Here is a 22,538-nt window from a genome sequence, read left to right on the forward strand (position 1 = left end):
GCGAGGAGGGCGGCATGGCGTTCGGCGGACTCGATCACCAGCACACATCGCAGCCGATGGCGGACATCAACATGACGCCGCTCATCGACGTAATGCTCGTCCTGCTCGTCATCTTCATCATCACGGCGCCGCTCCTCACGCACGCGATCCGGCTCGATTTGCCGAAGGTCGCGGCGGCGCCCGCGCGCGAGACGCCCGAGACGATCACGGTGTCGATCGACGCGGCGGGCAAGCTGTACTGGAACGACGCGCCCGTCGCGTTCGACGCGCTCGCCGCACGGCTGCGCGACGCGGCGGCGGGCGGCAAGGACCCGGAGCTGCATCTACGCGCCGCACGCGACACCCGCTACGACACGATCGCGCAAGTGATGGGCGCGGCGCAGCGGGCGGGCATCGCACGGATCGGTTTCGTCACCGACGCGTCCGCGCGGCCGTCGCCGAGGCCGTCGCCGCAGCCGCAATCGCCGCTCGCGCCGTCCGCGCCGCGCTGATCACCGCCCCCCGCCGCGCGGACGGCCTTGCCGGCCGGCGCGGACGGTATAATCGACGTTTTCCCCGCGCCGCCCCCGGCCGCCGGGGAAGCGCGACTTTCGATCCACTCGAGCGCGCGTGCGCTCGGCTCATCGCGTCGCGCGCCGCTCAACGCCCAGCCCGAACCATAACCATGCACGAAAGATACGTACCCGCCGACGTCGAAGCCGCCGCCCAGAGCGACTGGCGCGCAGCCGATGTCTACCGTTCGAAAGAGGACACGGAGCGCAAGAAGTTCTACTGCGTGTCGATGCTGCCTTATCCGTCCGGCAAGCTGCACATGGGTCACGTGCGCAACTACACGATCAACGACGTGATGTACCGCTATCTGCGGATGAACGGCTACAACACGCTGATGCCGATGGGCTGGGACGCGTTCGGGATGCCGGCCGAGAACGCCGCGATGGCGAATGGCGTGCCGCCCGCGCAGTGGACGTACGACAACATCGCGTACATGAAGAAGCAGATGCAGTCGATGGGTCTCGCGATCGACTGGTCGCGCGAGGTCACGACCTGCAAGCCCGACTACTACAAATGGAACCAGTGGCTGTTCCTGAAGATGCTCGAGAAGGGCATTGCGTACAAGAAGACGGGCACCGTGAACTGGGACCCGGTCGACCAGACCGTGCTCGCGAACGAGCAGGTGATCGACGGGCGCGGCTGGCGCTCGGGCGCGCTCGTCGAAAAGCGCGAGATCCCGATGTACTACATGCGGATCACGCAGTACGCGGACGAGCTGCTGAACGATCTCGACGGCCTCGGCTGGCCCGAGCGCGTGAAGATCATGCAGCAGAACTGGATCGGCAAGAGCTTCGGCGTGAACTTCGGCTTCCCGTACGAGCTCGACGGCGAGAAGAAGCTGCTGCGCGTGTTCACGACGCGCGCCGACACGATCATGGGCGTCACGTTCTGCGCGATCGCGGCGGAGCATCCGCTCGCGTCGCATCTCGCGCGGGATTTGCCGGAGCTGCAGGCGTTCATCGACGAATGCAAGCGCGGCGGCGTCGCCGAGGCCGACATCGCGACGATGGAGAAGAAGGGCGTCGCGACGGGCTTCACGGTGTCGCATCCGCTGACGGGCGAGCCCGTCGAGGTGTGGGTCGGCAACTACGTGTTGATGAGCTACGGCGAAGGCGCGGTGATGGGCGTGCCCGCGCACGACGAGCGCGACTTCGCGTTCGCGAAGAAGTACGGTCTGCCGATCAAGCAGGTGATCGAGGCCACCGGCGAGGCGTACTCGACCGACGCCTGGCAGGAATGGTACGGCGACAAGACCCGCGCCGTCTGCGTGAACAGCGGCAAGTACGACGGCCTCGCATACGAAGCGGCCGTCGACGCGATCGCGGCCGACCTGAAGGCGGGCGGCTTCGGCGACCAGCAGGTCACGTATCGCCTGCGCGACTGGGGCATTTCGCGCCAGCGCTATTGGGGCACGCCGATTCCGATCATCCACTGCCCGTCGTGCGGCGACGTGCCGGTGCCGGAGCAGGATCTGCCCGTCGTGCTGCCGGAAGACCTCGTGCCGGACGGCACGGGCAACCCGCTCGCGAAGTCCGAAGCATTCGTGAACTGCACGTGCCCGACATGCGGCGCGGCCGCGAAGCGCGAAACCGACACGATGGACACGTTCGTCGACTCGTCGTGGTACTTCTCGCGCTACGCGGCGCCGGATGCCGAGACGATGGTCGATGCGCGCACCGACTACTGGATGCCGATGGATCAATACATCGGCGGCATCGAGCACGCGATCCTGCACCTCTTGTACTCGCGCTTCTGGGCGAAGGTGATGCGCGACCTCGGCCTCGTGAAATTCGGCGAGCCGGCGAAGAACCTGCTCACGCAAGGGATGGTGCTCAACGAGACGTTCTATCGCGAGGACGCGTCGGGCAAGAAGACCTGGTACAACCCGGCCGACGTCACCGTGTCGTTCGACGACAAGGGCCGGCCTATCGGCGCGGTGCTGAAGTCCGACGACCAGCCGGTGGTGCTCGGCGGCATCGAGAAGATGTCGAAGTCGAAGAACAACGGCGTCGATCCGCAGATGCTGATCGATCATTACGGCGCCGACACCGCACGTCTTTTCACGATGTTCGCGGCGCCGCCCGAGCAGCAGCTCGAATGGTCGGGCGCGGGCGTCGAGGGCGCGAGCCGCTTCCTGCGCCGCGCGTGGGGCTTCGGGCATGCGAACGGCGACGCGCTTGCCGCGCGCGCGACGTTCGACGCTGCGCAGCTCGGCGAAGCCGACAAGACGCTGCGCCGCGAGATCCACGGCGTGCTGAAGCAAGCCGACTTCGACTACCAGCGTCTGCAGTACAACACGGTCGTGTCGGCCGCGATGAAGATGCTGAACGCGCTCGAAGCCGCGAAGAGCGCGACGCCCGCCGTGCTGCGCGAGACCTACGGCGTGCTGCTGCGCGTGCTGTATCCGGTCGTGCCGCACATCACGTTCGAGCTGTGGAAGGCGCTCGGCTACGCGGACGAATTCGGTCCGATCCTCGACGCACCGTGGCCGAAGGTCGACGAAGCCGCGCTCGAGCAGGCCGAGATCGAGCTCGTGCTGCAGGTGAACGGCAAGGTGCGCGGCGCACTGAAGGTCGCGAAGGACGCGAGCCGCGACGCGATCGAGGCGGCGGCGGTCGCCGACGAGATGTTCGCGAAGTTCGCCGAAGGCAAGCCGGCGAAGAAGATCATTGTCGTGCCCGGTCGTCTCGTGAACGTCGTCGTCTGACGGCGCACGGCGGCGCAGGCACGCATCAGCAAGGAGCGAAGGTGATCCGCAGATCGTTTTTGATGCTCGTGGGCAGCGCGGTGCTGTTGTCCGCGTGCGGTTTCAAGCTGCGCGGGCAGCAGGACTACGCGTTCAAGCGCCTGTTCATCGCCGGTGCGCCGCCCGCCGCGGCGGCGCGGCTCACGCGCCTCGTCGAGGCCGGCAGCGACACGAAGCTCGTCAAGACGGCCGACGAGGCGGACGCGGTGCTGAACGTGTCCGAGTCGCGCGGGCAGGGCACGCTGACGCTCGACCGGTTCGGCACGGTCCAGGAGTACCAGCTCAACTACTCGCTGAACTACACGCTGTTCGGCAAGGACGGCACCGCGCTGATCCCGCCGAGCACGATCGCGCTCAACCGCGCGATGACGTACAGCGCGCAGTACACGAACGCGAAGGCGCAGGAGTCCGAGATCCTGTTCGCAGACATGCAGAACGACGCGATCGATCAGCTGATGCGCCGTCTCGCGATCGTGCGCTCGCTGCATCCGGAGCCGGGCCAGGGCGTGCCGGCCGTCGCGCCGCGCGCGCCGCTGCCGCCGCCGCCGCTGTGATCGCCGCGTTTTCCATGTCTTGTTCAACGACGCACGCAGGAACCGATGCAACTGCGACTTGACGCGCTGGAGCCGCATCTCGCGAAAGGGCTCGCCGGGCTGTACGTCGTCTACGGCGACGAGCCGCTGCTCGCGCAGGAGGCGTGCGACCGGATCCGCGCGGCCGCGCGCGCGGCGGGCTTCACCGAGCGCTCGGTGCATACCGTCGAGCGCGGCTTCGACTGGAGCACGCTGATCGGCGCGAGCCAGGCGATGTCGCTGTTCGGCGACCGGCAACTGGTCGAGCTGCGGATTCCGTCCGGCAAGCCCGGCAAGGACGGCGCCGACGCGCTGAAGACGCTCGCCGGCGCGGACAATCCGGACGTGCTGATGCTCGTCACGCTGCCGCGGCTCGATTCGGCGACGCAGAAATCCGCGTGGTTCACCGCGCTCCTGAACGCGGGCGTTGCACTCAAGGTCGATCCGGTCGACCGCGCGCAATTGCCGAACTGGATCGGCCAGCGGCTCGCACTGCAGGGCCAGCGGGTCGCGCCGGGCGAGGACGGACGGCGCGCGCTCGCGTTCGTCGCCGAGCGCGTCGAGGGCAATCTGCTTGCCGCGCACCAGGAGATTCAGAAGCTCGGCCTGCTGTATCCGGCCGGCACGCTGAGGTTCGAGCAGATCCAGGATGCGGTGCTGAACGTCGCGCGCTACGACGTGTTCAAGCTCAACGAAGCGATGCTCGCGGGCGACGCCGCGCGGCTCGCGCGGATGATCGACGGCCTGAAAGGCGAGGGCGAGGCGCTCGTGCTCGTGCTGTGGGCGGTCGTCGACGAACTGCGCACGCTGCTCAAGATCAAGCGCGGCGTCGCGGCCGGCAAGCCGCTTGCCGTGCTCGTGCGCGAGAACCGCGTGTGGGGGCCGCGCGAGCGGCTCGTCGGGCCCGCGCTCTCGCGCGTGTCCGAAGCGGAGCTCGAGCACGCGCTCGCATTCGCCGCGCGGCTCGACCGGCAGGTCAAGGGGCTCGCCGCGGTGTCGCGCGGCCCGGCGCGCGGCGAGCCGCCGCCTGACCCGTGGGACGGCCTGTTCCAGCTCGCGATGACGGTCGCGCGCGCGGCCGGACCTGGCGGCGACATGCCGCGCCGGCCAGCCTGAGCGCGCTTTCGCGCCGGCGCTTACAATCCGGCATGGAGCGGCTGCGTGCTGCCGCGCGGCTGCCGGCGCGGCGCCCGGCCTGCAGCCGGTTTTCCGACAATCGTTTTTCCGCCGCTCGACGCGGCTTGCATTGCGAGTCTCACGATGGATATCGATCAGTACATGACGGACGTCGGCCGCCGCGCGCGGCGTGCCTCGCGCGCAATCGCGCGCGCGTCCACCGCTGCGAAGAACGCCGCGCTCGAAGCGGTCGCGCGGGCGATCGAGCGCGACGCCGACGCACTGAAAGCGGCCAACGCGCGCGACGTCGCACGTGCGAAGGAGAAGGGCCTCGACGCGGCGTTCGTCGATCGCCTGACGCTGTCCGACAAGGCGCTGAAGACGATGATCGAAGGATTGCGCCAGGTCGCGACGCTGCCGGATCCGATCGGCGAGATCAGCAACCTCAAGTACCGCCCGAGCGGCATCCAGGTCGGCCAGATGCGCGTGCCGCTCGGCGTGATCGGGATCATTTACGAATCGCGGCCGAACGTGACGATCGACGCGGCCGCGCTGTGTCTCAAGTCCGGCAATGCGACGATCCTGCGCGGCGGCTCGGAGGCGCTCGAGTCGAACACCGCGCTCGCGAAGCTGATCGGCGAGGGGCTCGAGGCCGCGGGGCTGCCGCAGGACGCGGTGCAGGTCGTCGAGACCGCCGATCGCGCGGCGGTCGGCAAGCTGATCACGATGATCGAGTACGTCGACGTGATCGTGCCGCGCGGCGGCAAGAGCCTGATCGAGCGCCTGATCAACGAGGCGCGCGTGCCGATGATCAAGCATCTCGACGGCATCTGCCATGTGTACGTCGACGATCGCGCGAACCTGACGAAGGCGCTCACCGTCTGCGACAACGCGAAGACGCACCGCTACGGCACGTGCAACACGATGGAGACGCTGCTCGTCGCGCGCGGGATCGCGCCTGCCGTGCTGTCGCCGCTCGGCCGGCTGTATCGCGAAAAGGACGTCGAGCTGCGCGTCGATCCGGACGCGCGCGCGGTGCTCGAGGCGGCGGGCGTCGGCCCGCTCGTCGACGCGACCGAGGAGGATTGGCGCACCGAATATCTCGCGCCCGTGCTCGCGATCAAGATCGTCGACGGCATCGATGCGGCAATCGAGCACATCAACCATTACGGCTCCCATCACACCGACGCGATCGTCACCGAAGATCACGACCGCGCGATGCGCTTCCTGCGCGAGGTCGATTCGGCGAGCGTGATGGTGAACGCGTCGACGCGCTTCGCCGACGGCTTCGAGTTCGGCCTCGGCGCGGAGATCGGCATCTCGAACGACAAGCTGCACGCGCGCGGCCCGGTCGGGCTCGAAGGACTCACGTCGCTGAAGTACGTGGTGCTCGGGCACGGCGAAGGGCGTCAGTGACGGAGGCGACCGATCGATGGCTATGCTCTGGGTCAAGACCTTCCACATCGTGCTGATCGCGTCGTGGTTCGCGGGGCTCTTCTATCTGCCGCGCATCTACGTGAACCTCGCGATGGAAACCGATCCCGCCGCGGTCCGGCGTCTGCTCGCGATGGCGCGCAAGCTGTTCCGCTTCATGACGATCATCGCGGTGCCGGCGCTCGCGTGCGGCCTGTGGCTGTGGCTCGTGATCGGCATCGGGCAGGGGCAGGGATGGATACACGCGAAGCTCGCGGTCGTGCTGCTGCTCATCGTGTATCACGCGTACTGCGGGCATCTGCTGAAGGTGTTCGAGCGCGGCGAGAACCGCCGCTCGGACAAGTGGTATCGCGTGTTCAACGAGCTGCCGGTGCTCGGGATGCTCGCGGCCGTCGCGCTCGCGGTGATCAAGCCGTTCTGATCGCAGGCGGCGGGCGGCGCGGCCGCTGTCGCTGACCTGTCACGGTTTCGGCGGATTCGCCGTCTAGACAGCCCCGGTCCCAGCGGCCGGGGCTTTTTCGTTGGGAATCGCGTCGGGCGAAGTGGCGACGGCGCACGTCGCATGGCTGTCGGGCTGTTGGCTCACGGCTCACGGCTCACGGCTCACGGCTCACGGCTCACGGCTCACGGCTCACGGCTCACGGCCGCGCGTCGGAATCGTTCGCGTGTGCGCGCCGCCTAATCTTTCACGCCCTCGACATCTCGCGCGGTCTTTACCGCGTCCTTCACCGCTTCCTTGGACGCGTCCTTCGCCGCTTTTGCCTCGACGCCGATCCGCCGCCGCGTGATCGCCTCCTTCGCGCGGCCGAGCCGGTCGACGAGTTCGGGCCCGCGCCGCAGCGCGACGCCGACCGCGAGGATGTCGCCGATCGCCAGATGCGACATCCGCGATGTCATCGGCGAGAACACGTCGGTTTCCTCGGCGACGTTCGACGCGAGGCTCACCGTCGAGAGCTGCGCGAGCGGCGAGTGGCTGTGCGTGATCGAGATGACCTTCGCGCCGCACGCGAGCGCCGCGCGCGCGGCGTCGACGATGTCGCGCGTGCGCCCGGTGTTCGAGATCGCGACGACGACGTCGTTCGCGCCGAGGAGCGCCGCCGACATCGAGAACGTATGCGGATCCGAATACGCGACGCTCGGCACGCCGAGCCGGAAGAACTTGTGCTGGATGTCCTGTGCGGCGATGCCGGAGCCGCCCGCGCCGTAGAACTCGATCCGCGACGCGCGCGACAGCAGCTCGATCGCATCGGCGACGCTCGTCGCCGACAGGCTGTTGCGCACCTCGATCAGCGCGCCGATCGTGCGATCGAACACCTTGCCGATGATGCCGGGCGCGCGCTCGTCGGGCTCGACGTCGCGATAGACCGACGCGACGCCCGGCGCGACGCTTTGCGCGAGCCGGATCTTGAACTCGCGAAAGCCGCTGCAGCCGAGCGCCTGGCAAAAGCGCGCGATCGTCGGCTGGCTCGCGCCCGCGAGGGCGGCGAGCTCGGTCATCGACAGGTCGAGCACCTCGCGCGGCGCGGCGAGCACGAAGTCGGCAAGCTTGCGCTCGGACGGGCGGAGCTGGGCGCGGATCGCCTCGATACGGGGAAGCATGGTGCGAAAGGGCGCGTGGAATGACGGAATGGACGCCAGTATCGCGATTATTTTGTAGAAAATCTACAAAAATTTTCTAGCGATTCAAGCGGCAAAGATTGCTGCGGATCAGGGTTAACGCTAACTATATATTCCGTATTCATAGGTCATAGCGTTTCGTTATCGATTGTCTTGCTGCGCTGCGAGATTGCGAGCATGTAGTTTTTCTACTAAACTCGCGCCGTTCGTCCGCCGAGTCGGACGTCCCCACGATTCCAGCTTGCCGGCCTCGCCCGGCTCATGTGAGGAGCGCCCAGCATGGCCACGCTGCACCCCACTCTTGCGTCCGTCACCGAGCGCGTGATCGCGCGCAGCCGACCGACCCGCCAAGCCTATCTCGCTCGCATCGACGCCGCGCAAGGCCGGTTTCCGGCGCGCGGCGCGCTGTCGTGCGCGAACCTCGCGCACGGCTTCGCGGGCCTCGAAGGCAGCGACAAGTTCGCGATCAAGGCGATCCGCGAGCCGAACATCGGCATCGTGTCGGCGTACAACGAGATGCTGTCCGCGCACGCGCCGTACCAGACCTTCCCCGACATCATCAAGGCGGCCGCGCGCGAGCGCGGCGGCGTCGCGCAATTCGCGGGCGGCGTGCCGGCGATGTGCGACGGCGTCACGCAGGGCAATCCGGGGATGGAGCTGTCGCTCTTCTCGCGCGAAGTGATCGCGATGAGCACGGCGGTCGCGCTCACGCACAACATGTTCGATGCGGCCCTTTGTCTCGGCATCTGCGACAAGATCGTGCCGGGCCTCTTGATCGGCGCGCTGCAGTTCGGCCATCTGCCGACGATCTTCGTGCCGGCGGGCCCGATGACGAGCGGCCTGTCGAACGACGACAAGGCGAAGATCCGCCAGCAGTTCGCGACCGGCCAGGTCGGCCGCGACGCGCTGCTCGAAGCGGAATCGGCCGCGTATCACGGCCACGGCACCTGCACGTTCTACGGCACCGCGAACAGCAACCAGATGCTGATGGAAGTGATGGGGCTGCATCTGCCGAGCGCGGCGTTCGTCCATCCGCACACGCCGCTGCGCGACGCGCTGACGGCCGAGGCCGCGCGCCGCGTGCTCGAGCTCACGGTCGAGCGCGGCAACTACACGCCGATCGGCCACGTGATCGACGAGAAGGCGATCGTCAACGGGATCGTCGCGCTGCTCGCGACGGGCGGCTCGACGAACCACACGCTGCACCTCGTGGCGATCGCGCGCGCGGCGGGCATCCTGATCGACTGGGACGACTTCGACGCGCTGTCGGCCGCGGTGCCGCTTCTCGCGAAGATCTATCCGAACGGCAAGGCAGACGTGAATCACTTCCACGCGGCGGGCGGCATCGCGTTCCTCGTGCGCAACCTGCTCGAAGGCGGCTTGCTGCACGACGACGTGACGACCGTCGCGGGCAAGGGCCTTGCGCACTACACGAACGAGCCGCGCCTGATCGACGGCAAGCTGACGTGGGTGCCGGGCGTCGACGCGAGCGCCGACGACAAGGTGCTGCGGCCGATCACCGCGCCGTTCCAGCCGGACGGCGGGCTGCGCCTGATGCAGGGGCGTCTCGGCCGCGGCGTGATCAAGATTTCGGCGGTCGCGCCCGAGCACCGCCAGGTGAAGGCTCCGGCGATCGTGTTCGATTCGCAGGAAGCGGTGCAGGCCGCGTTCGACGCGGGCGAATTGACGCGCGATTTCGTCGCGGTGGTGCGCTTCCAGGGCGCGCGTGCGAACGGGATGCCGGAGCTGCATCGGCTTACGCCGCTGCTCGGCGTGCTGCAGGACGAGGGCTACCGCGTCGCGCTCGTGACGGACGGCCGGATGTCCGGCGCGTCGGGCAAGGTGCCGGCCGTGATCCACGTGTCGCCCGAGGCGCTCTTGAGCGGCCCGCTCGGCAAGGTGCAAACGGGCGATACGATCGTGATCGACGCGCAAGCCGGCGTGCTCGACGTCGAGATCGACGACGCGCAGTGGGCGGCGCGCGCGGTCGCGCAGCCCGCGCATCAGGCGGAAAACGAAGTCGGCTTCGGCCGCGAGTTGTTCGGCGTGTTCCGCGCGGCGGCCGCGCCGGCGGAACAGGGCGCGTCGGTGTTCGGCGCGTTGGTGGGCGAAGCGGCTCACGTCACCGTATAAGCGAAAAGGAGTCGCATTGATGAAGACGATTAGCGAGATCGTGAAGCTGGGCCCGGTGATTCCGGTGCTCGCGTTCGATTCGGCCGAACAGGGCGAACAAGTGTCGCGCGCGCTCCACGCGGGCGGCGTGAAGGTGCTCGAGATCACGCTGCGCACGGCAGCCGGCCTCGAAGCGATCCGGCGCGCGAGCGAGCTTGCCGACGACATCGTCGTCGGCGTCGGCACGATCACGAAGCCCGAGCAGTGCGCGTTCGCGAAGCAGGCGGGCGCGAAGTTCGGCGTGTCGCCAGGCCTTACGAGGGAGATGCACCAGGCGGCCGTCGACGCCGGGCTGCCGCTGTTGCCCGGCGTGATGACGCCGACCGACATCATCGTCGCGCTCGAGCTCGGCTACGAGATCGTCAAGTTCTTCCCCGCGCAGCAGGCGGGTGGCGTGCCGATGCTGCAGGCGTTTCACGGCCCGTTCCCGACGCTCAAGTTCTGCCCGACGGGCGGCATCACCGCCGAGACCGCGCCCAACTTCCTGAAGCTGCCGAATGTCGTGTGCGTCGGCGGCTCGTGGCTGACGCCGAAGGCGGCGCTCGCCGCGCAGGACTGGGCGGAGGTCACGCGCCTCGCGCAGGCCGCAAGCAGCCTCGCACGCTGAACGCAATCGAGTGGGCGCGCGCCGAAACCCTCGAATGAAACAATCGATCTGGTTGTTTTTCGAGGGTTTTTGCTTATGGAACCGGTTCTATCGCAGCCCGTTAAACAAAAGTAAAATTCAGCGTCCTGACGGGCGGGCGACCGCCTCGTTTCGGAGACCTGCATAGCCGGACGGCGGCTCGCCGCGTCCGGCCCGATAATCCCAAGGAGGAGTGCTACATGGGGGCTGTCCAAGGCAGCATGCTGCTGATTTACACCGTGATCGCGATCGCGGTGCTGATCCTGATGATCGCGCGCTACAAGGTCTATCCGTTCCTCGTGCTCATCATCGTGTCGCTCGGTCTCGGCCTCGTGGTCGGCATGCCGATGGACAAGATCGTGAAATCGTTCGAAGCGGGGACGGGCGGCACGCTCGGCCATATCGCGATCGTCGTCGGTCTCGGCACGATGCTCGGCAAGATGATGGCCGAGTCGGGCGGCGCCGAGCGGATCGCGACCACGCTGATCGACTGGTTCGGCGAGAAGAACATTCATTGGGCGATGATGTTCGTCGCGATCATCGTCGGCCTGCCGGTCTTCTTCGAAGTCGGCTTCGTGCTGCTGATCCCGATCGCGTTCAACGTCGCGAAGCGCACCGGCAAGTCGCTCCTCGTCGTCGGCCTGCCGATGGTCGCGGGCCTGTCCGTCGTGCACGGCCTGATTCCGCCGCACCCGGCGGCGCTCCTCGCCGTCCAGCAATACGGCGCCGACATCGGCAAGACGATCGCGTACGGCCTCATCGTCGGCGTGCCGACCGCGATCGTCGCCGGTCCGCTCTTCGCGCTCACGATCTCGAAATTCGTGAAGCTGCCGGAAAACAACCCGCTCGCCGCGCAATTCGTCGAGACGCGCGCGCCGGGCGAGCAGCGCGAGCTGCCGGGCTTCGGCATCACGCTGTTCACGATCCTGCTGCCCGTCGCGCTGATGCTCGTCGGCAGCTGGGCCGATCTCGTCTTCGCGCCGAAGTCGCTGCCGAACAATCTGCTGCGCTTCGCCGGCAACTCGGACGTCGCGCTCCTGATCGCCGTGCTCGTGAGCTTCTTCACGTTCGGCAAGCTGCAGGGATTCAAGCGCGACCAGATCCAGAAGTTCTGCGGCGAATGCCTCGCGCCGATCGCGGGCATCACGCTGATCGTCGGCGCAGGCGGCGGCTTTGGCGGTATCCTGCGCGACAGCGGCATCTCGCAGCAGATCGTCGCGACCGCGACGCACGCGAACCTGTCGCCGCTCCTGCTCGGCTGGTTCGTCGCGGCGCTGATCCGTCTCGCGACGGGCTCGGCCACCGTCGCGATGACGACCGCCTGCGGCATCGTCGCGCCGATCGCGGCGGCGTCGGGCGTCACGGTCAAGCCGGAGCTGCTGGTGCTCGCGACGGGATCGGGGTCGCTGATCTTCTCGCACGTGAACGATGGCGGCTTCTGGCTCATCAAGGAATATTTCGGGATGACCGTGGGCCAGACGTTCAAGACCTGGACGCTGCTCGAAACGATCATCTCGCTGCTCGGCCTGACGTTTACGCTGGTGCTGAGCGCGGTTCTGTAACAAGGGGTAGGCAATGATTCTGATCGCAATGGGCGTGTCGGGCGCGGGCAAGTCGCGGATCGGCGAGATGATCGCGGAACGCCTGTCGTGCAGCTATACCGACGGCGACGCGTTTCACAGCGCCGCCAACAAGGAAAAGATGCACCACGGGATTCCGCTCACCGACGAGGACCGCTGGCCGTGGCTCCAGTCGATCCGCGACGCCATCGAGGCGAAGCAGCGCGCGGGCGAGACGGCTGTGTTCACGTGCTCGTCGCTCAAGCGCGCGTATCGCGACATCCTGCGCGGCAACGATCGCGACGTGCGTTTCGTCTACCTGAAGGGTTCGTTCGACATGCTGCGCGAGCGGCTGAAGTCGCGCACCGGACATTTCTTCGATCCGTCGCTGCTGCAAAGCCAGCTCGACACGCTCGAGGAGCCGGGCCCGGACGAAGCGATCGAGGTCGGCATCGAGCTTACGCCCGACGAGATCGTCGAGCGCGTGACGAGCCAGCTCGGCGGCGAGCGGCAACAACAGCAACAACAGCAACAGCAACAACGGCAACAACAGCAGCAGTGACGGCGTGCGGCCGCATCGTGGCCGGTCGCTGCAGCCCGCGCCAAAAAGAAAGGCGCCCCGCGGGGCTAATGCCGTTCAGTTAAGCGCGGTTCGCAGCGGCCTAGCCTTGCAGAACCAAGGAAAAAGGCCGCTCCGGTATTAATCCGGAGCAGCCTTTTTGATCTTAACTGAACGGCATTAGCCCCGCGGGGCGCCTTTTTCATCGCGTCGTCGACGCGCGTGACGCGTTATGCGATGCGCTTCGCGAGCTCGACCGCCTTGCCGACGTACGACGCGGGCGTCATCGCGAGCAGGCGCTCCTTCGCGTCCTGCGGAATCGCGAGCGTGCCGATGAACTGCTGCAGCGCGTCGCGCGTAATGCCCTTGCCGCGCGTCAGTTCCTTCAGCTGCTCGTACGGGTTCTCGATGCCGAAGCGGCGCATCACCGTCTGCACCGGTTCGGCGAGCACTTCCCAGCAGTTGTCGAGGTCTTCGTTCAGGCGCTGCGGGTTCACCTCGAGCTTGTCGAGGCCGCGAATCAGCGAATCATATGCGAGCAGCGAATAGCCGAGCGCGACGCCCATGTTGCGCAGCACCGTCGAATCGGTGAGGTCGCGCTGCCAGCGCGACACCGGCAGCTTGTCGGCGAGGTGGCGCAGCGTCGCGTTCGCGAGGCCGAGGTTGCCTTCCGAATTCTCGAAGTCGATCGGGTTGACCTTGTGCGGCATCGTCGACGAGCCGATTTCACCCGCCTTCGTCTTCTGCTTGAAGTAGCCGACCGAGATGTAGCCCCAGACGTCGCGGTCGAGGTCGAGCAGGATCGTGTTCGCGCGCGAGACGGCGTCGAACAGCTCGGCCATGTAGTCGTGCGGCTCGATTTGAATCGTGTACGGATTGAACGTGAGCTTCAGGCGATTCTCGATCACGTCGCGCGAGAACGCTTCCCAGTCGAACTCCGGATACGCGGACAGGTGCGCGTTGAAGTTGCCGACCGCGCCGTTCATCTTGCCGAGGATCTCGACCTTCTCGATCCGCTCGATCGCGCGCGCGAGACGCGCGGCGACGTTCGCGATTTCCTTGCCGAGCGTCGTCGGGCTGGCCGGCTGGCCGTGCGTGCGCGACAGCATCGGCTGCTCGGCGTGCGCGTGCGCGAGCGCGACGAGGCGGCCTTGCACCGTGCGCAGCGCGGGCAGGATCACGTGCTGGCGCGCGCCGGCGAGCATCATCCCGTGCGACGTGTTGTTGATGTCTTCCGACGTGCACGCGAAGTGGATGAATTCGCTCGCTTTCTCTAGCTCGACCTGGCCCTTGACGGATTCCTTCAGCCAGTACTCGACGGCTTTCACGTCGTGGTTCGTCACGCGCTCGATTTCCTTGATGCGCGCGGCGTCGTGCGCGGTGAAGCGCTCGGCGAGCTGCAGCAGGAATTGCTCGGCGGCTTCCGAGAAGCGCGGCACTTCGGCGAAGCCGGCGCGCGACAGCGCGATCAGCCAGTGCACCTCGACGGTGACGCGGTGGCGCATGAAGGCGGCCTCGGAGAGCCAGTCGCGCAGCGCTTCGGTCTTGCTGGCGTAGCGGCCGTCGATGGGCGAGAGCGCGGTGAGGGCGAAAAGGGTATCGGGACGGGTGTCGGACATGATCGGGCTTAGGCTCGCGGCCGCGGTTCAAACGTGAAGGGGAGAACCGCGAATTTTACCATCGGCGCGCGGCCACCCGGCCGCCGCGCGCCGTCATCGAAAAAGCTCAGTCGCCGACGCGTGCCGCGCCGCCGATCGGCATCCCGGTTCCGGCCGCCGGCTCGGCGGCCGCTGCGAGCTCGGGCGACGCCCAGCGCAGCCACTGCGCGCGCAGCATGACGAGCGCGACGAGCGCGCAGGTCGACAGCGCGCCGAACGTCGCGAAGCCGAGCTGATAGCTGCCCGTGCTTTCCTTCGCGATGCCCATCACGACGGGCAGATAGAAGCCGCCGACGCCGCCCGCCGCGCCGACGATGCCGGACAGCAGGCCCGTCTTGCCTTTCCAGCGGTGTGGGACGAGCTGGAACGTCGAGCCGTTGCCGAGGCCGAACGCGATGTACAGGCACACGAGGAGCGCGATTCCGCCCGCGAGCGGCGGCATCACGGCCGCGAACGCGAAGTCGGCGGCGGCGATCGCCGCGAGGATGACCATCAGCGCGCGCACGCCGGTGATGCGGTCGGCGAGGTGGCCGCCTAACGGGCGTACGATCGCGCCCAGGAACGCGAGCAGCGACATGAAGAGGCCCGCTTCGATCTTCGGCATCTGGTAGAGCGTCGTGAGGAGCAGCGTCACGTACGACGACATCCCGACGAAGCCGCCGAACGTGATGCTGTAGATCAGCATGATGACCCACGTGTCGCGCTCGGCGAGCACCGCGCGGTAGCGGCCGGGCAGCACGGCGATCGCGAGGAGCGCGCCCATCACGGGGAGCAGCAGCACGCCCGTCTTGCCCGCGCCGAACACGCCTTCGTGCACGGCGAGCACGAGTGCGATCAGCCCGACGAGCGTGAGCCCGAATGCGCCGAACGCGCGCTTCGCGCTGCCCGATTTCTCGCCGCGGTCGTCGGCCCACGCGAAGAGCGCGAAGCCGGCGATCGCAAGGAGGGGCAGCGCGGCCGCCGTCGAGAACTTCCAGCCGAGCGCGGCCGCGATGTGCGGGAACATGAAGCCGTCGAGCACCGCGCCGATGTTGCCTGCCGCGGCGAGGCCGAGCACGAGGCCCTGCACCTTCGGCGGATAGCTGCTGCCCGCCATCGGCAGCGCGACCGCGAAGCTCGCGCCGCCGATCCCGAGGAACACGCCGAGCACGAGGAGCAGCGTGTACGACGGCGTGCCGGGCAGGAACGGCAGCACGACGGCGGGCAGGGCGGACAGCAGCACGCCCATCAGCGAGATGCGCCGGCCGTCGGCGGACTGATACAGGTTGCCGAGCGTGACGCGCAGGATGGCCGCCGCGAGCACCGGCACCGCGACGAGGAAGCCCTGTTGCGCAGCCGTCATCGTGATGTCCTTGCTGATGAACGGCGCGAGCGGGCCGTACAGCACCCAGACGGTGAAGCCCGTATCGAAGTAGAGGAAGCACGCCAGAAGCGAGCGCCAGTTGCCGCTCCGGAGGGAGGTGCGCAAAGTATCCATCGGTGAAGCCTCGCGTATGCCGGTCGACGGCGGGTGGTGGAAGGGGGCGAAAAGCCGTTTCGCGATGCGCGAAACAGGCCGACACGCTGTTCCGCAAGCTTTATGCCAATGAAATGCATGTTTCCATCCAAATGGCGCGATCGCTTGCCGGGCAAGGCTCGCGGTAAAAGCGGCGAAGCCGGGAGGCGGGCTGCCGTACGCAAGGGCGCCGCGCTCGCGCGCACCGGCGGCAGGCGCGCGCGATGGCCCGCGGCACCGCGCCTGTGCGCGCGGCGCGGCGTTGGTGCGGTGCAGTGCGGTGCGGTGCGGAAAGTGTGAAGAATCAGGAACGTGGCGATGCGTCCGCGCGGCGCCGGGTCGCTCGCTGGAGCGAATGGCGCCGGTTTCGACCTGCGAGCGCCGCACGCCTGCGCATGGAGCGGCCGACGTCCCCGGCCGTTAAAATGCGTGCTTCTTTCCCGCACCCGCTTCCCGCAGCAAAGGCACGCATGGAACTCAAATGGCTCGAAGACTTCGTGTCGCTCGCGGAAACGCGCAGCTTCAGCCGCTCGGCCGAGCTGCGGCACGTGTCGCAACCCGCGTTTTCGCGCCGGATACAGGCGCTCGAAGCGTGGCTCGCGACGGAGCTGATCGATCGTTCGGTTTATCCGACCCGCCTCACGCAGGCGGGCCAGGTGTTCTACGAGCAGGCGCTCGTGATGCTGTCGCAGGCGCACGAGGCGCGCACGCTGCTGCGCGGCCACGTCGGCGCGCCGGTGCCGACGATCGAATTCGCGGTGCCGCACACGCTGTCGCTCACGTACTTTCCGCGCTGGCTGCAGCGGATCGAGGCGAAGATGGGGCAGGTCCACACGCGGCTGCGCGCGCTGAACGTGCACGACGCGGTGCTGTCGCTCGTCGAGGGCGGCTGCGATCTCGTGATGGGCTATCACCATCCGAGCCATCCCGTCGCGCTCGATCCGGCCCGCTACGACATGCTGACGCTCGGCGCCGAGCCGATCAGCCCGTTCTCGGCGCCCGGCCGCGGCGGCCGCGCGCGCTATTCGCTGCCCGGCGCGGCCGACGCGCCCGTGCCGTATCTGTCGTACACGCCGAACGCGTATCTCGGCCGGATGACCGAGGTGATCATCGCGAACGCTCGTGCACCGCTCTATCTCGACAAGGTCTACGAGACCGACATGGCCGAGGCGCTGAAGGCGATGGCGCTCGCCGGCCACGGCGTCGCGTTCCTGCCGCACAGCGCGGTCGAGGACGCGGTCGCGGGCGGGCGCCTCGTCCGGCTCGGCCGCGCGGCGAAGGGCGGCGCGGAGCCGTTCACGCTGACGATGGAAATCCGGCTCTATCGCGACAAGCTCGCCGTACAGGGCGACGAGCCGCGCCAGAAGCTCGTGCGCGAGCTCTGGGACGTGGTGCGCGAGGAGCTCGGCGCGGCCTGACGAGGCCGCGGCGCGAGCCGGCGCGCGGATTGGACCGCTTCGCACGGCCGGTGCGGCGCGCACTTCGCACCCGCTCGGCGCGTGCGCGTGATGGCGCGTACGAAAGTTGCTCCGGCGAATCGCATCGGGATTGCCGCCGTTCGAACGGCGAACGCACGGTTTTTCGCGCAAAAGCCCGATCATGCACGAAACGCATAATCGAATAAGCAAACGGCATTGGATTTCGAAATTCGCTTTTTCGACAATGTGCGCATTCTTCGACCGTTGGAGATTCCATGTCTTCGCAATCGCAGTCTCCGTCCGCCGTGCAATCCATTCCGTCTTACCTGCACGCAGACGATCTCGGCCCCTGGGGCAACTATCTGCAGCAAGTCGACCGCGTCGCGCCGTATCTCGGCTCGCTGTCGCGGTGGCTCGAAACGCTGAAGCGCCCGAAGCGCATCCTGATCGTCGACGTGCCGATCGAGCTCGACAACGGCACCGTCGCGCACTTCGAGGGCTATCGCGTCCAGCACAACGTGTCGCGGGGTCCGGGCAAGGGCGGCGTGCGCTATCACCAGGACGTGACGCTCTCCGAGGTCATGGCGCTGTCCGCGTGGATGTCGGTGAAGAATGCTGCCGTGAACGTGCCGTACGGCGGCGCGAAGGGCGGCATCCGCGTCGACCCGCGCAAGCTGTCGCGCGGCGAGCTCGAGCGCGTCACGCGCCGCTACACGAGCGAAATCGGCATCATCATCGGCCCGAACACCGATATTCCCGCGCCTGACGTCAACACCAACGAACAGGTGATGGCGTGGATGATGGACACGTACTCGATGAACCAGGGCCAGACCGCGACGGGCGTCGTGACCGGCAAGCCGATTTCCCTCGGCGGTTCGCTCGGCCGCAAGGAAGCGACGGGGCGCGGCGTGTTCGTCGTCGGCTGCGAAGCCGCGAAGAAGAAGGGTGTCGAGGTCGAAGGCGCGCGCATCGCGGTGCAAGGCTTCGGCAACGTCGGCGGGATCGCCGCGCGCCTGTTCCAGGAAGCGGGCGCGAAGGTGATCGTGGTTCAGGATCACACGGGCACGATCTACCGGCCGGCGGGCGTCGATACGGTGAAGCTGCTCGAGCACGTCGCGAACACGGGCGGCGTCGCCGGTTTTGAAGGCGCGGAACCGATGCCGAACGACGAGTTCTGGACGGTCGAGACCGAGATCCTGATCCCGGCCGCGCTCGAAAACCAGATCACCGAGAAGAACGCGTCGAAGATCCGCACGAAGATCATCGTCGAAGGCGCGAACGGCCCGACGACGACGGCCGCGGACGACATCCTGAACGCGAACGGCGTGCTCGTGATTCCCGACGTGATCGCGAACGCGGGCGGCGTGACCGTGTCGTACTTCGAGTGGGTGCAGGACTTCTCGAGCTTCTTCTGGACGGAAGACGAGATCAACCATCGTCTCGAGCGCGTGATGCGCGAAGCGTTCGCCGGCGTGTGGGCGGTCGCGGAAGAGCACAAGGTGTCGGTGCGTACCGCGGCGTTCATCGTTGCGTGCAAGCGTATCCTGATGGCGCGCGAAATGCGCGGCCTGTACCCCTGATCGATCGGTTTCGGTCGATCGACGGCGCGGCTCGACGAACCGCGCCGTGATTTATCCGCGGGCGGCACCGGATCCGGCGCCGCCCGCGTGCGCATGCGGACGCGGCACGCGTTCGGCGATGCGCGCGCCACCCGGTCAAAAGTGTGGTTAACAACCATTACTTTCATAAAAATTACTTTGCTAAACTGGCGCGGGTTTTCGCCAAGGAGATGACAACGATGAAATTCCCGAAAGCAATGCTGATGGTCGCGGCGCTGAGCACGTTTGCCGGCGGCGCCATCGCTCAAGAAACGGGCACGCTGAAGAAAATCAAGGACACGGGCGTGATCGCGCTGGGGCACCGCGAATCGTCGATTCCGTTCTCGTACTATGACCAGAACCAGCAGGTCGTCGGCTACTCGCGCGACTTCCAGATGAAGGTCGTCGATGCGGTCAAGAAGAAGCTGAATCTGCCGAACCTGCAGGTGAAGAACATTCCGGTGACGTCGCAAAACCGCATTCCGCTCGTGCAGAACGGCACGGTCGACATCGAGTGCGGCTCGACGACGAACAACCTCGATCGCCAGAAGCAGGCGGCGTTCTCGAACACGATCTTCGTGATCGGCACGCGCCTGATGACGAAGAAGGATTCGGGCGTCAAGGACTTTGCCGACCTGAAGGGCAAGACCGTCGTGACGACGGCGGGCACGACGTCCGAGCGTCTGCTGCGCGAGATGAACAACAAGAATCAGATGGGGATGAACATCGTCAGCGCGAAGGATCACGGCGATTCGTTCCAGACGCTCGAGACGGGCCGCGCGGTCGCGTTCATGATGGACGACGCGCTGCTCGCGGGCGAGCGCGCGAAGGCGAAGCAGCCGGGCGAATGGGTGATCGTCGGCAAGCCGCAATCGCAGGAGGCGTACGGCTGCATGATGCGCAAGGACGATCCGGCGTTCAAGAAGGTCGTCGACGACGCGATCACCCAGGTCGAGAAGTCGGGCGAAGCGGCGAAGATCTACTCGAAGTGGTTCGAGAATCCGATTCCGCCGAAGGGCCTGAATCTGAACTTCCCGCTCTCCGACGAGATGAAGAAGCTCTACGCGAACCCGAACGACAAGGCGCTCGACTGAGCGCGCGGCGGTTCGAGCTAACAAGCGCTGACAAAACGGAAGAGGCACGGCTTCTTCCGTTTCTTTTTGTTGGAGTCTGGCTATGTCTTACCACTGGAACTGGGGCATCTTCCTGAGCCCCGTTTCGACGGGCGAACCGACGACCTATCTCGGCTGGCTGATGTCGGGATTCTGGGTGACGGTCAAGGTGTCGCTCGTCGCGTGGCTGATCGCGCTCGTCGTCGGTTCGCTGTTCGGCGTGCTGCGCACCGTCCCGAACAAGTGGCTCTCGGCGATCGGCACCGTCTACGTATCGATCTTCCGCAACATCCCGCTCATCGTGCAGTTCTTCGTCTGGTACCTCGTCGTACCCGAATTGCTGCCCGTGTCGATCGGCACCTGGATCAAGCAGCTGCCGCCCGGCACGCAGTTCTTCACGGCGTCGATCGTCTGTCTCGGCCTCTTCACCGGCGCGCGCGTCTGCGAGCAGGTGCGCTCCGGCATCAACGCGCTGCCGAAGGGCCAGCGCGCCGCCGGCCTCGCGATGGGCTTCACGCAATGGCAGACGTATCGCTACGTGCTGCTGCCGGTCGCCTACCGGATCATCGTGCCGCCGCTCACGTCGGAATTCCTGAACATCTTCAAGAACTCGGCGGTCGCGTCGACGATCGGCCTGCTCGACCTGTCCGCGCAGGCGCGCCAGCTCGTCGACTACACCGCGCAGACCTACGAGTCGTTCATCGCCGTCACGCTTGCGTACGTGCTCATCAACCTCGTCGTCATGTCGTTCATGCGCTGGGTCGAGAGCAAGTCCCGGCTGCCCGGCTACATCGGAGGCAAGTGATGCATCAGTTCGACTGGAGTAGTATTCCCGGCGCGCTGCCGACGCTCTGGACCGGCGCGATCATCACGCTGCAGATCACGCTGCTCGCGATCGTGGTCGGGATCGTCTGGGGCACGCTGCTTGCGCTGATGCGGCTGTCGGGCGTCAAGCCGCTCGCGTGGTTCGCGCAGGGCTACGTGACCGTGTTCCGCTCGATCCCGCTCGTGATGGTGCTCTTGTGGTTCTTCCTGATCGTGCCGCAGGTGCTGCAGGGCGTGCTCGGCCTGTCGCCGACGATCGACATCCGGCTCGCGTCGGCGATGGTCGCGTTCTCGCTGTTCGAGGCCGCGTATTATTCGGAGATCATTCGGGCCGGCATTCAGTCGGTGCCGCGCGGGCAGGTCAATGCGTCGTTCGCGCTCGGCATGAACTACGCGCAGGCGATGCGCCTCGTGATCCTGCCGCAGGCGTTTCGCGCGATGGTGCCGCTGTTGCTCACGCAGGCGATCGTGCTGTTCCAGGACACGTCGCTCGTCTACGTGATCAGCCTGGCGGACTTCTTCCGCACGGCCGCGAACATCGGCGATCGCGACGGCACGAGCGTCGAGATGATCCTGTTCGCGGGCGCATGCTATTTCGTCGTGTGCTCGGTCGCATCCGCGTTGGTCAAAGGTCTCCAGAAAAAGGTCACAAGATGATTTCCATTAAGAACGTGTCGAAGTGGTACGGCCAGTTCCAGGTGCTGACCAACTGCACGACGGAAGTGAAGAAAGGTGAAGTGGTGGTCGTGTGCGGGCCGTCGGGCTCGGGCAAGTCGACACTGATCAAGACGGTCAACGGCCTCGAGCCGTTCCAGGAAGGCGAGATTCTCGTCAATGGGCAGTCGGTCGGCGACAAGAAGACGAACCTGTCGAAGCTGCGCTCGAAGGTCGGGATGGTGTTTCAGCACTTCGAACTGTTTCCGCACCTGTCGATCACCGAGAACCTGACGCTCGCGCAGATCAAGGTGCTCGGCCGCAGCAAGGACGAGGCGACCGAGAAGGGATTGAAGCTGCTCGATCGCGTCGGGCTGAAGGCGCATGCGCACAAGTATCCAGGGCAGTTGTCGGGCGGCCAGCAGCAGCGCGTCGCGATCGCGCGCGCGTTGTCGATGGATCCGATCGCGATGCTGTTCGACGAGCCGACGTCGGCGCTCGATCCGGAGATGATCAACGAGGTGCTCGACGTGATGGTCGAGCTCGCGAAGGAAGGCATGACGATGATGGTCGTCACGCACGAGATGGGCTTCGCGAAGAAGGTCGCCCATCGCGTGATCTTCATGGACCAGGGCTTGATCGTCGAGGACGACCGCAAGGAAGACTTCTTTGCGAATCCGAAGTCGGATCGCGCGAAGGACTTTCTGGCGAAGATCCTGCATTGATTGCTTGGGCGGCGGTGCGGCGCACGTGAGCCGCCGCCGCGTCGCTCGCGATGCGAAGGCCGTCCGGCGAGAGCCGGGCGGCTTTTTTGTTGACTGGATGG

19 protein-coding genes are annotated in these 22,538 nt (G+C 66.7%); 16 read left to right on the top strand and 3 right to left on the bottom strand.

Annotation, left to right across the window (positions count from 1 at the left end):
* Positions 1-14: 14 nt before the first annotated feature.
* From WS69_RS10720 to WS69_RS10745, 6 genes are all read left to right on the top strand, one after another.
* On the top strand, positions 15-491 hold the full coding sequence (locus tag WS69_RS10720; RefSeq protein WP_059470751.1) for an ExbD/TolR family protein: 477 nt from the start codon (positions 15-17) through the stop codon (positions 489-491).
* A gap of 173 nt (positions 492-664) precedes the next feature.
* Positions 665-3,259: a leucine--tRNA ligase gene (gene leuS / locus WS69_RS10725; protein ID WP_059470752.1), complete on the top strand. Its 2,595-nt coding sequence runs from the start codon at positions 665-667 to the stop codon at positions 3,257-3,259.
* Positions 3,260-3,300: 41 nt separating this feature from the next.
* A complete protein-coding gene (locus WS69_RS10730) occupies positions 3,301-3,852 on the top strand; it encodes an LPS-assembly lipoprotein LptE (RefSeq protein WP_059470753.1) in 552 nt (183 codons plus the stop codon).
* Between the two features lie 45 nt (positions 3,853-3,897).
* Positions 3,898-4,986 (top strand): DNA polymerase III subunit delta, encoded by a 1,089-nt coding sequence (gene holA / locus WS69_RS10735; protein ID WP_059470754.1) that lies wholly within the window; start codon positions 3,898-3,900, stop codon positions 4,984-4,986.
* A gap of 99 nt (positions 4,987-5,085) precedes the next feature.
* Positions 5,086-6,402 carry a glutamate-5-semialdehyde dehydrogenase gene (locus tag WS69_RS10740; RefSeq protein ID WP_108033892.1) on the top strand — a complete coding sequence of 439 codons (1,317 nt, stop codon included), beginning with the start codon at positions 5,086-5,088 and terminating at the stop codon, positions 6,400-6,402.
* Between the two features lie 16 nt (positions 6,403-6,418).
* Positions 6,419-6,841 (top strand): CopD family protein, encoded by a 423-nt coding sequence (locus tag WS69_RS10745; RefSeq protein ID WP_082716100.1) that lies wholly within the window; start codon positions 6,419-6,421, stop codon positions 6,839-6,841.
* A gap of 257 nt (positions 6,842-7,098) precedes the next feature.
* Here WS69_RS10745 and WS69_RS10750 read toward each other — a convergent pair whose 3' ends face one another.
* Complete coding sequence (locus WS69_RS10750) at positions 7,099-8,019, bottom strand: MurR/RpiR family transcriptional regulator (RefSeq protein WP_059470756.1); 921 nt, start codon at positions 8,017-8,019, stop codon at positions 7,099-7,101.
* Between the two features lie 297 nt (positions 8,020-8,316).
* Between WS69_RS10750 and edd the strand changes: the two genes are divergently transcribed.
* The 4 genes from edd (at position 8,317) to WS69_RS10770 (ending at position 12,955) form a co-directional block, all read left to right on the top strand.
* Positions 8,317-10,170, top strand: coding sequence for a phosphogluconate dehydratase (edd, locus tag WS69_RS10755; protein ID WP_059470757.1), 1,854 nt, complete (start codon positions 8,317-8,319; stop codon positions 10,168-10,170).
* Positions 10,171-10,189: 19 nt separating this feature from the next.
* Positions 10,190-10,816: a bifunctional 4-hydroxy-2-oxoglutarate aldolase/2-dehydro-3-deoxy-phosphogluconate aldolase gene (gene eda, locus WS69_RS10760; RefSeq protein WP_059470758.1), complete on the top strand. Its 627-nt coding sequence runs from the start codon at positions 10,190-10,192 to the stop codon at positions 10,814-10,816.
* A 218-nt stretch (positions 10,817-11,034) separates the two neighbouring features.
* Positions 11,035-12,396 carry a GntP family permease gene (locus tag WS69_RS10765; protein ID WP_059470759.1) on the top strand — a complete coding sequence of 454 codons (1,362 nt, stop codon included), beginning with the start codon at positions 11,035-11,037 and terminating at the stop codon, positions 12,394-12,396.
* Between the two features lie 13 nt (positions 12,397-12,409).
* The gene (locus WS69_RS10770) at positions 12,410-12,955 is read left to right on the top strand and encodes a gluconokinase (RefSeq protein WP_059470760.1); all 546 of its coding nucleotides are present in this window, start codon (positions 12,410-12,412) and stop codon (positions 12,953-12,955) included.
* Positions 12,956-13,182: 227 nt separating this feature from the next.
* Here WS69_RS10770 and purB read toward each other — a convergent pair whose 3' ends face one another.
* Complete coding sequence (gene purB, locus WS69_RS10775) at positions 13,183-14,571, bottom strand: adenylosuccinate lyase (RefSeq protein WP_059470761.1); 1,389 nt, start codon at positions 14,569-14,571, stop codon at positions 13,183-13,185.
* A 106-nt stretch (positions 14,572-14,677) separates the two neighbouring features.
* Positions 14,678-16,087, bottom strand: coding sequence for an MFS transporter (locus WS69_RS10780; RefSeq protein WP_059470762.1), 1,410 nt, complete (start codon positions 16,085-16,087; stop codon positions 14,678-14,680).
* Between the two features lie 488 nt (positions 16,088-16,575).
* Between WS69_RS10780 and WS69_RS10785 the strand changes: the two genes are divergently transcribed.
* The 6 genes from WS69_RS10785 (at position 16,576) to WS69_RS10810 (ending at position 22,437) form a co-directional block, all read left to right on the top strand.
* Positions 16,576-17,523: a LysR substrate-binding domain-containing protein gene (locus tag WS69_RS10785; RefSeq protein WP_059470763.1), complete on the top strand. Its 948-nt coding sequence runs from the start codon at positions 16,576-16,578 to the stop codon at positions 17,521-17,523.
* Between the two features lie 275 nt (positions 17,524-17,798).
* The gene (locus WS69_RS10790) at positions 17,799-19,103 is read left to right on the top strand and encodes a Glu/Leu/Phe/Val family dehydrogenase (RefSeq protein WP_059470764.1); all 1,305 of its coding nucleotides are present in this window, start codon (positions 17,799-17,801) and stop codon (positions 19,101-19,103) included.
* 218 nt (positions 19,104-19,321) lie between these two features.
* The gene (locus tag WS69_RS10795; protein WP_059470896.1) at positions 19,322-20,215 is read left to right on the top strand and encodes a glutamate/aspartate ABC transporter substrate-binding protein; all 894 of its coding nucleotides are present in this window, start codon (positions 19,322-19,324) and stop codon (positions 20,213-20,215) included.
* An 82-nt stretch (positions 20,216-20,297) separates the two neighbouring features.
* Positions 20,298-21,038: an amino acid ABC transporter permease gene (locus WS69_RS10800; protein ID WP_059470765.1), complete on the top strand. Its 741-nt coding sequence runs from the start codon at positions 20,298-20,300 to the stop codon at positions 21,036-21,038.
* Positions 21,038-21,715, top strand: coding sequence for a glutamate/aspartate ABC transporter permease GltK (gene gltK / locus WS69_RS10805; protein WP_059470766.1), 678 nt, complete (start codon positions 21,038-21,040; stop codon positions 21,713-21,715). The genes WS69_RS10800 and gltK overlap by 1 nt, the downstream gene beginning before the upstream one ends.
* On the top strand, positions 21,712-22,437 hold the full coding sequence (locus WS69_RS10810; protein WP_059470767.1) for an amino acid ABC transporter ATP-binding protein: 726 nt from the start codon (positions 21,712-21,714) through the stop codon (positions 22,435-22,437). The genes gltK and WS69_RS10810 overlap by 4 nt, the downstream gene beginning before the upstream one ends.
* The last annotated feature ends 101 nt before the right edge of the window (positions 22,438-22,538 follow it).

The organism is Burkholderia sp. BDU5 (assembly GCF_001522845.1).
Taxonomy (GTDB): Bacteria; Pseudomonadota; Gammaproteobacteria; order Burkholderiales; family Burkholderiaceae; genus Burkholderia; species Burkholderia mayonis.

Bases quoted from the DNA above. Each gene is read 5' to 3' on its own strand.
- WS69_RS10720 (WP_059470751.1), top strand. From the start codon at position 15: ATGGCGTTCGGCGGACTCGATCACCAGCACACATCGCAGCCGATGGCG.
- leuS (WP_059470752.1), top strand. From the start codon at position 665: ATGCACGAAAGATACGTACCCGCCGACGTCGAAGCCGCCGCCCAGAGC.
- holA (WP_059470754.1), top strand. From the start codon at position 3,898: ATGCAACTGCGACTTGACGCGCTGGAGCCGCATCTCGCGAAAGGGCTC.
- WS69_RS10745 (WP_082716100.1), top strand. From the start codon at position 6,419: ATGGCTATGCTCTGGGTCAAGACCTTCCACATCGTGCTGATCGCGTCG.
- WS69_RS10750 (WP_059470756.1), bottom strand. From the start codon at position 8,019: ATGCTTCCCCGTATCGAGGCGATCCGCGCCCAGCTCCGCCCGTCCGAG.
- edd (WP_059470757.1), top strand. From the start codon at position 8,317: ATGGCCACGCTGCACCCCACTCTTGCGTCCGTCACCGAGCGCGTGATC.
- eda (WP_059470758.1), top strand. From the start codon at position 10,190: ATGAAGACGATTAGCGAGATCGTGAAGCTGGGCCCGGTGATTCCGGTG.
- WS69_RS10765 (WP_059470759.1), top strand. From the start codon at position 11,035: ATGGGGGCTGTCCAAGGCAGCATGCTGCTGATTTACACCGTGATCGCG.
- WS69_RS10770 (WP_059470760.1), top strand. From the start codon at position 12,410: ATGATTCTGATCGCAATGGGCGTGTCGGGCGCGGGCAAGTCGCGGATC.
- purB (WP_059470761.1), bottom strand. From the start codon at position 14,571: ATGTCCGACACCCGTCCCGATACCCTTTTCGCCCTCACCGCGCTCTCG.
- WS69_RS10780 (WP_059470762.1), bottom strand. From the start codon at position 16,087: ATGGATACTTTGCGCACCTCCCTCCGGAGCGGCAACTGGCGCTCGCTT.
- WS69_RS10785 (WP_059470763.1), top strand. From the start codon at position 16,576: ATGGAACTCAAATGGCTCGAAGACTTCGTGTCGCTCGCGGAAACGCGC.
- WS69_RS10790 (WP_059470764.1), top strand. From the start codon at position 17,799: ATGTCTTCGCAATCGCAGTCTCCGTCCGCCGTGCAATCCATTCCGTCT.
- WS69_RS10795 (WP_059470896.1), top strand. From the start codon at position 19,322: ATGAAATTCCCGAAAGCAATGCTGATGGTCGCGGCGCTGAGCACGTTT.
- WS69_RS10800 (WP_059470765.1), top strand. From the start codon at position 20,298: ATGTCTTACCACTGGAACTGGGGCATCTTCCTGAGCCCCGTTTCGACG.
- gltK (WP_059470766.1), top strand. From the start codon at position 21,038: ATGCATCAGTTCGACTGGAGTAGTATTCCCGGCGCGCTGCCGACGCTC.
- WS69_RS10810 (WP_059470767.1), top strand. From the start codon at position 21,712: ATGATTTCCATTAAGAACGTGTCGAAGTGGTACGGCCAGTTCCAGGTG.